This window comes from Thalassolituus sp. UBA2590 (assembly GCF_002339775.1).
In the GTDB taxonomy this organism is placed as follows: Bacteria; Pseudomonadota; Gammaproteobacteria; order Pseudomonadales; family Oceanobacteraceae; genus Thalassolituus.
The window spans coordinates 1-12,488 of sequence record NZ_DDKU01000154.1 but is presented as its reverse complement, the minus strand read 5'-3'; the positions used below and the strand labels follow the sequence as shown (position 1 = coordinate 12,488).

The 12,488-nt window shown below is 51.2% G+C and carries 8 protein-coding genes and 2 pseudogenes; 7 read left to right on the top strand and 3 right to left on the bottom strand.

The features are described from left to right. From sdhB to B2067_RS13035, 7 genes and pseudogenes are all read left to right on the top strand, one after another. Positions 1-204, top strand: a pseudogene (sdhB, locus tag B2067_RS13065) (succinate dehydrogenase iron-sulfur subunit); the annotation flags it as partial. Between the two features lie 267 nt (positions 205-471). After that, entirely contained in the window at positions 472-3,309 is a 2,838-nt protein-coding gene (locus B2067_RS13060; protein ID WP_068441715.1) for a 2-oxoglutarate dehydrogenase E1 component, read from the top strand. 29 nt (positions 3,310-3,338) lie between these two features. Then, positions 3,339-4,586: a 2-oxoglutarate dehydrogenase complex dihydrolipoyllysine-residue succinyltransferase gene (gene odhB / locus B2067_RS13055; protein WP_068441719.1), complete on the top strand. Its 1,248-nt coding sequence runs from the start codon at positions 3,339-3,341 to the stop codon at positions 4,584-4,586. A 28-nt stretch (positions 4,587-4,614) separates the two neighbouring features. Beyond that, positions 4,615-6,057 carry a dihydrolipoyl dehydrogenase gene (gene lpdA, locus B2067_RS13050; protein ID WP_301388718.1) on the top strand — a complete coding sequence of 481 codons (1,443 nt, stop codon included), beginning with the start codon at positions 4,615-4,617 and terminating at the stop codon, positions 6,055-6,057. 240 nt (positions 6,058-6,297) lie between these two features. Then, positions 6,298-7,464, top strand: a complete 1,167-nt coding sequence (gene sucC / locus B2067_RS13045) for an ADP-forming succinate--CoA ligase subunit beta (RefSeq protein WP_068441725.1) — start codon at positions 6,298-6,300, stop codon at positions 7,462-7,464. Beyond that, positions 7,464-8,336 (top strand): succinate--CoA ligase subunit alpha, encoded by an 873-nt coding sequence (gene sucD / locus B2067_RS13040; RefSeq protein ID WP_068436618.1) that lies wholly within the window; start codon positions 7,464-7,466, stop codon positions 8,334-8,336. Before sucC ends, sucD begins: the two co-directional genes overlap by 1 nt. 148 nt (positions 8,337-8,484) lie before the next feature. Continuing rightward, positions 8,485-10,374 (top strand): annotated as a pseudogene (locus B2067_RS13035) (propionyl-CoA synthetase). 114 nt (positions 10,375-10,488) lie between these two features. Here B2067_RS13035 and B2067_RS13030 read toward each other — a convergent pair. The 3 genes from B2067_RS13030 to B2067_RS13020 all read right to left on the bottom strand — a co-directional run. Next, a complete protein-coding gene (locus tag B2067_RS13030; RefSeq protein ID WP_301388716.1) occupies positions 10,489-10,968 on the bottom strand; it encodes a flavodoxin family protein in 480 nt (159 codons plus the stop codon). Between the two features lie 35 nt (positions 10,969-11,003). Beyond that, the gene (gene uspE, locus B2067_RS13025) at positions 11,004-11,930 is read right to left on the bottom strand and encodes a universal stress protein UspE (RefSeq protein WP_068441735.1); all 927 of its coding nucleotides are present in this window, start codon (positions 11,928-11,930) and stop codon (positions 11,004-11,006) included. A 150-nt stretch (positions 11,931-12,080) separates the two neighbouring features. Continuing rightward, positions 12,081-12,488, bottom strand: a 408-nt coding sequence (locus B2067_RS13020; protein WP_301388713.1) for a LysR family transcriptional regulator substrate-binding protein, incomplete at its 5' end; no start/stop codon positions are given.

Genomic DNA, 12,488 nt, shown 5'->3' with positions numbered 1-12,488 from the left:
CCGGCAGGTCTTCTTCAGGCTTATCGTTTCCTGGCAGACAGCCGCGATACGTCAACTGAAGAGCGATTGGCAGGTTTGAGCGATCCGTTCTCTGTATTCCGTTGCCGCGGAATCATGAACTGTGTCAATGTGTGCCCGAAGGGTCTGAACCCAACACGCGCCATTGGACACATCCGTAACATGCTGCTGTCACAGCAGGTGTAACGGTACCACTTCCGACCGGTGGTATGAGACGTAAGTCGGGTTGGACATACAACCCGCTTACGTCGACAATTTTATTCGCAATGGAACCCAAAAAGTCCCATTGTTGACTAAGCTAGTTTACAGTTGAGGGAACCGGGCATCCCGGTGCTACCTCAGAGGCCTTGCGATCTATCCGATCGACCCTCTACTTCGCCTTGTGCTAGAGTCGGTGCATGCATCTCTGTGGTGGCATTCCCTTGTTCAGAAATTGACACAGGGTGGTCATACATGCACGAACTGACAATGGAGCAACTATGGAGCACTTCGCAGCTAGCGGGTGGTAATGTTGCTTACATCGAGGAGTTGTTCGAAACCTATCTCCGCGATCCAAACGAAGTGCCCGAAGAGTGGCGCAACTATTTCGACAAACTCCCTCGCGTTGACGAAAACAGCACCGTCGACACCCCGCACAAGCCCATCCGGGATCAATTTCTACTCATTTCAAAGAATCAGCGTCGCGCTAAGCCTATGATGTCCGCGCCAGTGAGCAGCGAACACGAGCGCAAGCAGATGAAAGTACTGCAACTGATCAATGCGTATCGCGGCCGTGGTCACCAGCACGCCAAGCTTGATCCTCTGGCCTTGATGACTCGCGAGACTGTTCCTGACCTTGATCTGCATTTTCATGGCCTGACCCGCTCTGACCTCGATACAGTGTTTCAGACAGGGAATCTGTTTGTCGGTCAGGACCAGGCAACACTGAAAGAAATCATTGATTCGTTAGAGACCACTTATTGCGGTACGGTGGGTGCTGAATACATGCACATCGTCAATACCGCAGAGCAGCGCTGGTTCCAACAACGTCTTGAAAGCGTCCGCTCTCACCCGAAATACGGTGAAGAAATCAAAATGCACCTGCTGGAGCGTCTGACGGCTGCAGAAGGCCTGGAAAAATACCTGGGCTCTCGTTATCCGGGTGTTAAGCGTTTCGGCCTGGAAGGTGGTGAGTCTCTTATCCCGTTAATGGATGAGCTGATTCAGCGCAGCGGTACGTACGGTGCAAAAGAGATCGTGATCGGTATGGCCCACCGTGGCCGACTGAATACCCTGATTAATACACTGGGTAAGAAAACCTCAGATCTTTTCGATGAGTTTGATGGTAAAGCAGAATACGAATCTCACGGCGACGTGAAGTATCACCAGGGCTTCTCCTCGAACGTGATGACACCGGGCGGTGAAGTTCACCTGGCGCTGGCATTCAACCCATCTCACCTTGAGATTGTTTCTCCAGTGGTTGAGGGTTCGGTGCGTGCGCGTCAGGATCGTCGTAGTGATCCTGTGGGTGAAAAGGTTGTTCCTGTCAGTATTCACGGTGACTCAGCATTCGCGGGGCAGGGTGTTGTTATGGAGACATTCCAGATGTCTCAGACACGCGCTTACAAAACCGGCGGTACTGTTCACATCGTCATTAACAACCAGGTCGGTTTTACGACTTCTAAGCGTGAAGATACCCGCTCAACGGAATACTGCACTGACGTTGCAAAAATGGTTGAGGCGCCGATTTTGCACGTGAATGGCGATGACCCTGAAGCGGTGCTTTTTGTTACTCAGCTGGCCGTTGATTATCGTAACGAGTTCCGTAAAGACGTGGTGATTGACCTTGTTTGCTATCGCCGTCGCGGTCACAACGAAGCTGACGAGCCATCAGGTACTCAGCCGCTGATGTACTCGAAAATTAAGAGCCACCCGACAACCCGTACACTTTACGCGAAGCGTCTGGTTGAAGAGGGCGTCCTGACTGAAGACACCAGTAAGCAGCTCGAAGAAGAGTATCGACTGGCTCTGGATAATGGTCTTCACGTGGTTAAGTCCTTGGTTAAGGAGCCGAACAAAGAATTGTTCGTCGACTGGAGTCCGTACCTCGGCCATGAGTGGACGACCAAAGGCGATACTAAGTTTGATATGAAGCAGCTGCAGGAACTCGCGCATCAGCTTCAGGAACCGCCAGAAGGCTTTGCAGTTCAGCGTCAGGTCGGCAAGATTCTTGAGGACCGTCGTAAGATGGCTGCAGGCGCTCTGCCAATCAACTGGGGTTTCGCAGAAACCATGGCGTACGCCACTCTGATTAAACAGGGCTACGGAATCCGCCTTACGGGGCAGGACGTAGGTCGCGGTACGTTCTCTCACCGTCACGCCGTGCTGCATAACCAGAAAGATGCGAGCACTCATGTGCCGCTTCAGCATATCGAAGAAGGTCAGCCGAAGTTTGATATCTACGACTCGCTTCTCTCTGAAGAAGCCGTACTGGCATTTGAATACGGCTATGCAACCACGACACCAGGGACTCTGGTTATCTGGGAAGCGCAGTTTGGTGACTTTGCCAACGGTGCCCAGGTGGTATTCGACCAGTTTATTTCGTCAGGTGAACACAAGTGGGGCCGTCTGTGTGGTCTGACTATGCTGCTGCCACACGGCTACGAAGGCCAGGGGCCAGAGCACTCGTCTGCGCGTCTTGAACGTTATTTGCAGCTTTGTGCAGAACACAATGTTCAGATCTGTGTGCCTTCAACACCGGCGCAGGTTTACCATATGCTACGTCGTCAGATGATTCGCCCACTGCGTAAGCCAATGGTTGTGATGTCGCCCAAGTCGTTACTGCGCCATAAATTGGCGACCAGTACGCTTGAAGAGCTGGCTGAAGGCCGCTTCCGTACTTGTCTCGACGAAATTGATGATATTAATCCGAAAAAAGTCCGCAGAATTTTGCTCTGTTCCGGTAAGGTCTACTACGATTTACTTGAACGCCGCCGCGCGGAAGAGATCGACGATATTGCGATCATTCGGATTGAGCAGATTTATCCGTTTCCTCATAACTTCCTCGGTAAGATTCTGGAGCCATACAAAGGCGCCAAGGACATTTACTGGGTGCAGGAGGAACCGATGAACATGGGCGCCTGGTACAGCAGCCAGCACCATATGCGCAAAGTCGCGCATGACCTGAATCCAAAGTGGCATCTTGAGTACGCAGGGCGTGATCACTCTGCGTCTCCAGCTGCTGGTTACATGGCGCTCCATCTGGAGCAACAGGAAAAATTAATCCGTGACGCTCTGGATCTCCAGGGCTGACGTATCGCAGGAACTCTAAGGAAAATCGAATGAGCATCGAAATTAAGGCACCCACCTTTCCTGAATCTGTCGCTGATGGCACTGTGGCAACCTGGCACAAAAAACCGGGTGAACCCATCCAGCGCGACGAGCTTCTGGTGGATATTGAAACGGATAAAGTCGTACTCGAAGTTGTCGCTCCTGCGGACGGTTCATTAAAAACCGTTCATAAAGAAGAGGGCGATGTGGTTCTGAGTGACGAAGTGCTGGCAATCTTTGAAGAGGGCGCGGTGGATGCTGCGTCTTCTTCAGCGCCTGATGAAACCGAATCGGCGCCTGCTGAAACTGCAGAAGCATCTGATGATGGTGACATCATCATGAGCCCGGCTGCGCGTAAGCTGGTTGAAGAAAATGGTATTGCTCCGTCATCGATCAAGGCGACTGGCAAAGACGGTCGTGTTACCAAAGAAGATGTCGTTAATCATCTGAAGGGTGGTTCTGCGCCGGCGCCTGCCGCTGCTCCAGAACCAAAAGCAGAAGCGCCTAAGTCGGCACCTGCTGCACCTGCCGCCGCTGCACCTATGGCTGATGAAGGTGACCGCATTGAGAAACGTGTTCCTATGACTCGTCTCCGTGCAACCATCGCTCGTCGCTTAGTCGAGGCGCAACAGAACGCTGCCATGCTCACGACCTACAACGAAGTGAACATGGGCCCGGTTATGGAGCTGCGTAAAAAGTACAAAGATACTTTTGAAAAAGCGCACGGTGTGAAACTCGGTTTCATGTCTTTCTTCGTGAAAGCGGCTACTGAAGCCCTGAAGCGTTTCCCTGCGGTTAACGCATCTATCGATGGTAACGACATGGTTTACCACGGATATCAGGATATCGGTGTCGCCGTTTCTACTGAACGCGGCCTGGTTGTTCCAGTTCTGCGTGATACTGACAGCATGGGTCTGGCGGAAATTGAAAGCACTATTGGTGATTTCGGTAAGCGTGGCCGCGAAGGTAAGCTGGGTATCAATGATATGCAGGGTGGCACCTTTACCATCACAAATGGTGGTATTTTCGGGTCACTGATGTCGACGCCTATTCTGAATCCTCCTCAGACTGCTATTCTGGGAATGCACAAAATTCAGGAACGTCCGATGGCAGTGAATGGTGAAGTTGTTATTCAGCCAATGATGTATCTTGCTCTGTCATACGATCACAGAATGATCGATGGCAAAGAAGCAGTACAGTTCCTGGTAACCATTAAAGAGTTGCTCGAAGATCCAGCGCGTCTGTTGCTGGATATCTGATAGGGTTTCGGAAATTTAAGGATTTATTATGAGCAAACAATTTGATGTTGTAGTCATCGGTGGTGGTCCTGGTGGTTATGTAGCAGCTATTCGCTGTGCGCAGCTTGGTCTGAAGACTGCGTGTGTTGAAAAATGGGTCAGCAAAGAAGATAAGCCTGTGCTGGGCGGCACCTGCCTGAACGTAGGTTGTATCCCTTCAAAGGCACTTCTCGACAGCTCTCACAAATATGAAGAAGCGCACGAGAAGTTTGAATTGCACGGTATTTCTACCGGTAAGGTCTCCATCGATATCGAAAAGATGATGGCCCGCAAAGAACAGATCGTTAAAAACCTGACCATGGGTGTTGCGACGCTGTTTAAAGCAAACGGTGTAACGTCGTTTGAAGGGACAGGTAAACTGCTTGCTAACAAGCAGGTAGAGTTCACTGACCACAGCGGTAACGTTGAAGTGCTTGATGCAGAAAACGTAATTATCGCGACGGGTTCTGTGCCGGTTGAAATTCCACCAGCGCCATTGGCCGACGACGTTATTGTTGATTCAACGGGCGCGCTGGAATTTACTAAGGTGCCTAAGCGCCTTGGTGTTATTGGTGCCGGTGTTATCGGTCTTGAGCTTGGTTCTGTATGGGGTCGTCTCGGTTCAGAAGTTACGGTTCTCGAAGCGCAGGATAATTTCCTTCACCTTGTAGACCAGACGGTAGCTAAAGAAGCTAAAAAACTGTTTGGCAAGCAAGGCATGGATATTCGCGTCGGTGCACGAGTCACCGGTACGGATGTTAAGCGTAAGAAAGTGACCGTGACCTATCAGGACTCTGAAGGTGAAAAGTCAGAAGAGTTCGACAAACTGATCGTAGCGGTCGGTCGTCGTCCTTACACCGAAGGTCTGCTGTCAGGTGACTGCGGCGTTAACCTTGATGAGCGTGGTTTTATTCACGTCGACGAAACCTGTAAAACAGACGCTCCAGGAGTCTGGGCTGTGGGTGACGTAGTGCGTGGTCCTATGCTGGCTCATAAAGCGTCTGAAGAAGGCGTCATGGTTGCTGAGCGCATAGCCGGTCATAAAGCGCAGATTAATTACGACTGCATTCCTTCTGTTATTTACACGCACCCAGAAATTGCCTGGGTCGGTAAAACCGAAGATGAACTGAAAGCAAATGGCGAAAAATATAACGTTGGTATGTTCCCGTTCGCTGCTAATGGCCGGGCGATGGCTGCTGCAGATACGGATGGCTTCGTGAAGATTATCGCCGATGCTGAAACAGACCGTATTCTTGGTGCCAGTGTGATCGGCCCGAATGCTGGTGATCTTTGTCAGCAGATCGTTGTTGCTATGGAATTCGGTTCCAGCGCTGAAGACGTGGGTATGATGGTGTTCGCACACCCAACCATTTCTGAAGCTGTGCATGAAGCTGCGCTTGCGGTGAACAATCAGGCCATTCATAAGGCCAATCGTCGCCCTAAAGCCAAGTAAGCTGGTCTATCACCACAGTGTGCAGGACATAATACTAAAGCCCGGTTTACCGGGCTTTTTTTTTGTGGCTTTATTACAACCTGTCTAAACTGTAACAGCGACGGTGGATTGGCCCCTTATTTCTCTAATCAGAAAATCAGGACTATCTTTTCCACACAAGTTTCTGAAATGGCGGAACCCATACAATGTGTCTCCGTCATACAAGACCTGAACGTTAAATTGTAAGAACAGGACAAAGCGATGAACCTACACGAATATCAGGGTAAGCAGCTGTTCGCTCAGTACGGCCTGCCAGTCTCAAAAGGAGTGGCGGCAAAAACAGCGGAAGAGGCAGCTGCAGCAGCCGACACAATCGGTGGCGACCGTTGGGTCGTAAAAGCACAGGTACATGCGGGTGGTCGCGGTAAGGCCGGTGGTGTGAAACTGGTCAGCTCAAAAGAAGAGATCAGCGATTTTGCTAATCAGTGGCTGGGTAAAAACCTGGTGACCTATCAGACAGATGAAAACGGCCAGCCGGTTTCTCGCATTCTGGTGGAGTCCTGCACAGATATTGATCAGGAACTCTACCTCGGTGCCGTTGTTGATCGTTCTTCCCGTCGTGTTGTGTTCATGGCATCGACCGAAGGTGGTGTGGAGATTGAGAAAGTCGCACACGAAACACCTGAAAAAATCCTGAAAGCCGAGATTGATCCCTTAGTAGGCGCGCAGCCGTACCAGGGACGTGATCTTGCGTTCAAGCTGGGCCTTGAAGGTAAGCAGGTCAGTCAGTTTGTTAAAATCTTCCTTGGTCTGTCTAAGTTATTCCACGAAAAAGATCTGGCTCTGCTGGAAATTAACCCTCTGGTAGTTACCAATGAGGGCGACCTTCACTGCCTCGATGCGAAAATTAACATCGACAGCAATGCTGTGTATCGGCACAAAGATCTGCAGGAAATGCACGATCCTTCTCAGGAAGATGAACGTGAAGCACACGCAGCGAAATTCGAACTTAACTATGTCGCCCTTGATGGCAACATTGGTTGTATGGTGAACGGTGCTGGTCTGGCGATGGGTACCATGGATATCGTTAAGTTGCACGGTGGCCAGCCTGCGAACTTCCTGGATGTGGGCGGCGGCGCGACGAAAGAACGTGTTGTTGAAGCATTCAAAATTATTCTCTCCGACGAAAATGTCAGCGCCGTACTGATTAATATCTTCGGCGGTATTGTACGCTGCGACATGATCGCTGAAGGCGTAATCGGGGCGGTAAAAGAAGTCGGTGTAAAAGTGCCGGTGGTTGTACGTCTCGAAGGTAACAATGCAGAACTGGGTTCTAAAGTTCTGGCTGAAAGTGGTTTAAATATTATTGCAGCAACCAGCCTTGCGGATGCTGCAGAGCAAGCGGTTAAAGCTGCGGGGGGCAAATAATGAGTATTTTAATTAATAAAGATACCAAGGTTATTTGTCAGGGCTTCACTGGCTCTCAAGGTACCTTCCATTCTGAGCAGGCCATTGAATACGGCACAAAGATGGTTGGTGGTGTTACACCGGGTAAAGGTGGCACTGAGCACCTTGGTCTTCCGGTGTTTAATACTGTCGCTGAGGCGGTCGACGCTACAGGGGCTGAAGCGTCTGTGATTTATGTACCTGCGCCGTTCTGTAAGGACTCAATCCTTGAGGCGGCAAATGCCGGTATCAAACTGATCGTTTGTATTACTGAAGGCATTCCTACTCTGGATATGCTGGATGCAAAAGTTAAGTGCGATGAGCTTGGTGTGCAGCTGATCGGTCCGAACTGCCCAGGGGTTATTACTCCGGGAGAATGTAAGATCGGTATTATGCCTGGTCATATTCACCTGCCAGGCAAAGTGGGTATTGTATCCCGCTCGGGTACCCTGACTTACGAAGCGGTTAAGCAAACCACTGACGAAGGTTTCGGCCAGTCGACTTGTGTTGGTATCGGTGGTGACCCGATTCCGGGCTCTAACTTCATTGATATCCTGAAAATGTTCCAGGAAGACCCTGCCACTGAAGCCATCGTAATGATTGGTGAAATTGGTGGTACTGCCGAAGAAGAAGCAGCAGCCTTCATCAAAGAGAACGTGACTAAACCTGTGGTTTCTTACATCGCAGGTGTCACTGCACCTCCTGGTAAGCGCATGGGCCATGCCGGCGCTATCATCTCGGGCGGTAAAGGCACTGCAGACGAGAAATTCGCAGCACTCAATGATGCTGGTGTAGCAACCTGTAAGAGCCTTGCTGACATCGGTAAGACACTGAAGGAACTGACTGGCTGGTAAGTATTAGCTGAAGTCAGACGATAAAAAAGCCCGCCACTGTTTAAGTCGCGGGCTTTGTTATTTTAGGGGCACCCGCGATTCTATCCCTAAGTCGAATAGGCGCTGTTAGCCGACTTTCGTATTCTGAACGAATACTTGGAGGTGGCTAATGATGTATGAAACCGATTACCGCGAAGCTCGCGACAATCCAAAGGCGTTCTGGTCTGCACAGGCAGAAAAAGTGCACTGGTTTAAAAAACCAACCAAGGTACTCAGCCAGGATGAGAATGGAACAGACCGTTGGTTTGCCGATGGTTAATTGAACACCTCTTTTCTGGCACTCGATTATCACGTTCTGAATGGCCGTGGCGATCAGGCTGCGCTTATTTACGACTCGCCTGTTACTGGTAACAAGCGCTCTTATACCTATCGTGAACTAACCGAAGAAGTGGCGCTTTTTGCAGGCGTGCTGGCTGCTCAGGGCGTAGAGAAAGGAGATCGGGTTGTTATCTATATGCCGATGGTGCCTGAAGCCGCGATTGCTATGCTGGCTTGCGCTCGTCTCGGGGCGGTTCATTCGGTGGTGTTTGGTGGATTTGCGCCCAACGAATTAGCCGTTCGCATTGATGATGCAACGCCTAAGGTGCTTGTCACAGCCTCCTGTGGAATCGAAGTCGACCGGATTATCCCTTATAAACCGATTGTGAATGATGCCTTGGCGATGGCAAGTCACCGACCTGATTCCTGTGTGGTACTGCAACGAGAGCAGCATCCTTGTGACCTGATTGCTGGTTTTGATCTGGACTGGAAAGAGGCGCTGGCGTCGGCATCACCGGCGGACTGTGTGCCTGTATTGTCGACAGATCCCCTGTATGTTCTTCATACCTCAGGGACTACCGGTAAGCCCAAAGGGGTTGTCCGCGATAATGGCGGTCATGCCGTGGCGATGCGTTATTCCATGGATTCCGTCTATAACATAGGTCCGGGGGATGTCTTTTGGGCGGCTTCGGATGTCGGCTGGGTCGTTGGGCATTCGTATATTGTGTATGCGCCTTTGATTACCGGCTGTACTACGGTCTTTTATGAAGGCAAGCCGGTTAAAACACCAGACGCTGGAGCCTTCTGGCGTGTATGTGCTGAATATAAGGTGAAGGCCTTATTTGCTGCACCAACGGCGTTTCGTGCTGTACGGAAGGAAGATCCGGAGTGTGCTCTTGCCAGGCAGTACGACCTCAGTGCATTAACAACCATTTTTATGGCTGGTGAGCGCCTGGATCCACCCACTTACGACTGGGTGGTTGGGCACCTGAAACGGCCTGTCGTGGATCATTGGTGGCAGACAGAAACTGGCTGGGCGATTGCTGGAAATCACGTGGGCTACGGTCTTGCGGAAACGAAACCCGGCTCGGTAACGCGTCCGTCTCCTGGCTTCAATGTTGAAATTCTGGATGGTCACGGCAAGCCTGTGCCTGCCGGTGAGCAGGGCAGTATTGCCATCAAATTACCCATGCCCCCGGGATGCTTGCCAACGATCTGGAACAATCACGACCGCTTTGTGGATGGTTACCTGAGTACCTTCGACGGCTACTACGTTTCGGGTGATGGCGGTTACATCGACAAGGATGGCTACCTGTTTGTTCAGGGACGAACCGATGACATCATCAATGTTGCTGGTCACCGTTTGTCTACGGGGGAGATGGAAGAAGTCGTGGCTGGCCATGAGGCGATTGCGGAATGTGCTGTTATTGGTCAGGCGAGTGACCTTAAGGGCGAAGAGCCGCTTGGCCTTCTCTTGTTGAAAGACGGCGTGACGATTGATGAAGCAACACTGGAGTCCGAAGTTATCCAGCGTGTACGTGAAAATATTGGCGCGGTTGCTAGTTTTCGTCACGCGGTTGTTGTCCAGCGTCTGCCGAAAACACGTTCAGGGAAGATTCTTCGCAAGGTGTTGCGCAATATAGCAAACAGCGAAGAGTACCAAACTCCGTCAACTATTGATGATCCGGCGTGTCTTGTCGAAATTGAGGACGTTTTATCGAAAAAAGGTTTAAGAAAATGAAACTTTGAGGAACTGATACGCGGATGCCGTATCTGAGCTTACGGTTGTTGCAAAACAACCTTTATGATTGCTCCCCCTCTACGCCGGCCTTCGGGTCGGCGTTTTTTTATTCCACTAAATAATGCCTTCTGACAGCGCGGTCGCAATGGCCTCGCCGATATCGCTGATTTCGTCCAACCAGGCTTCCTGCCAGTTTCCCCGGTATATGATGGGTTCCTGTACCCAGCGCCAACGCAGCCCTGTTGTGATGGTTTGCAAAGCACGGACAGTGCCTGTTCCATCGTGACCTGCTCGTACGATGGCGACACAGGGCAGGCCTTGTTTGTCGTCCAGTACCGGGTAATAAATACGATCAAACCAGTCTTTCATGGCCCCTGACATGTAGCCAAGGTTTTCTGGGGTCAGTAGTACGATCCCATCGGCCGTTTGAAGGTCTTCGCTGTCTGAGTCCAGTGGTGCTCTGGACGTGACCCTCAGATGAGCACCTGTGTTCTCTGCCCCAACTATAAGCCCGTCACGCAGGCGGGCCAGATTTTCAGAGGGGCAGTGCGCAATAATCAGGAGGTTCTTTGTCTGCTTATCAGCGGATTTCATATTCTCTCGACTTAAGGGGTTACGCGATATATGGGCTATTCAATATCAGGATTAACGCCGTCTTTGGGTTTAATGACTAAGACATCGCAACTGAGTTTATCGACGAGCGCTTCTGCTGTATTACCAATCAGAACACCGCTCAGACCTTCGCGACCGACAGTGCCAACGACGACGAGATCGGCTTCAATCTCTGCGGCCACATCCGGCACGACTTGTTCAGCATCACCTTCAAGTACGTGGACATGATCTTCAGCGACGTTGAACTTTTCGGCCCAGCGAGCTGTTGCCTCTTTATGCTGGTCAGTAATGTAATTCTGAATGTCTTCTGGTGGAGAAACCTCAGGCACCATGGCGAGGGCGACAGCGACCATAGGGTAAGCGTTTGCAATATGCAGGTCCGTATCAAAGTGATCAGCCAGATGCTCTGCATAAGACAAAATGTTGTCATTGATAAGAGTGTGCCCTTTGTCTGAGCTGGTGGCATCAATACTGGCGAGTATACGGTTGTGCTTCCAGGCATCGGATGATTTAACCATCATGACAGGCGCCGGGCAGTGGCGCATCAGGTTCCAGTCAGAGTGCGAGAACAGCCGATCGATCAGGCCGTGTTTCTGAGTCGACTTAATAACCAGGTCAAACTCCGTATCGCGAGCCGATTCAATGGCGGCATCGTGCAGGTGCTTCTGCCAATGAACTTCTGTATTTACGCGCAGGCCTTTGCAGCTATCTAGCTCAGTAAGCGAATCCAGCCAGAGTTGCGCCTGACGCAGGAGGGCTTGCTTCACACTACTTGCGGTCGTGTCTGCCAATTGTGAGGCCTGGTCGCTAAAGCTGTCCCAGGCTGAGGTGATTAATGTCAGGTCGGCATCAAGCGCGTTCGCCAGCCAGCATGCGCGCTGCAGGCCAGGCTGCTCTTCGTCGTGTTTATCCAGCACTACCAGAATGTGATTGATATCGAGCATGATATTCTCCTCAGCGCCGCAATGGCGTAGTCCGTTCTCTTAGTGAGCATATCGCTTTCAGGTGTCAGCGTCTTGCTCTGCCTCAAGGTAAGTAGTCTCAAGGTAAATCGCCTTAAGGTACGACCCCTATTGGCCGGTCAGGTTCTTACTTTAGTCGTCGGCACTGGCGTGCAGGAGGTCCATCAGTGCGGTAGCTGCATTGCTTTGCGTTCGATGTTTCAGGAATACGGCGCCAAGCTGTCGGCGAAGACTCGTCCCCGGCCAGTTGATTACGGTTAAAGCGTCATCATTCACCATTGATGAGGGCAGCACCGACCAGCCCATCCCGACCGAGACAAGCATCTTAATGGTTTCGAGATAGTTGGTAGGCATGGGTGCCTTTAAGGTCAGTCCTTCGGCAGCAAAGACATTGTTTATGAGCTGATAGGTAATCGTATCTGGCTCGGGCAGTATGGCGGGCTCGGACGACAGATCCTGAAGTGAGACCTGAGGGATACCAGCCAGCCGATGATTGGCTGCACAGACGCACACCATGTCGTCTTGCCAGAGAGGGATGGC

What these genes read in the sequence shown, in the direction of transcription:
- uspE (WP_068441735.1), bottom strand. Translation starts at nt 11,930, where the DNA reads ATGCTCGATATCAATCACATTCTGGTAGTGCTGGATAAACACGACGAA.
- odhB (WP_068441719.1), top strand. Translation starts at nt 3,339, where the DNA reads ATGAGCATCGAAATTAAGGCACCCACCTTTCCTGAATCTGTCGCTGAT.
- lpdA (WP_301388718.1), top strand. Translation starts at nt 4,615, where the DNA reads ATGAGCAAACAATTTGATGTTGTAGTCATCGGTGGTGGTCCTGGTGGT.
- sucD (WP_068436618.1), top strand. Translation starts at nt 7,464, where the DNA reads ATGAGTATTTTAATTAATAAAGATACCAAGGTTATTTGTCAGGGCTTC.
- B2067_RS13060 (WP_068441715.1), top strand. Translation starts at nt 472, where the DNA reads ATGCACGAACTGACAATGGAGCAACTATGGAGCACTTCGCAGCTAGCG.
- sucC (WP_068441725.1), top strand. Translation starts at nt 6,298, where the DNA reads ATGAACCTACACGAATATCAGGGTAAGCAGCTGTTCGCTCAGTACGGC.
- B2067_RS13030 (WP_301388716.1), bottom strand. Translation starts at nt 10,968, where the DNA reads ATGAAATCCGCTGATAAGCAGACAAAGAACCTCCTGATTATTGCGCAC.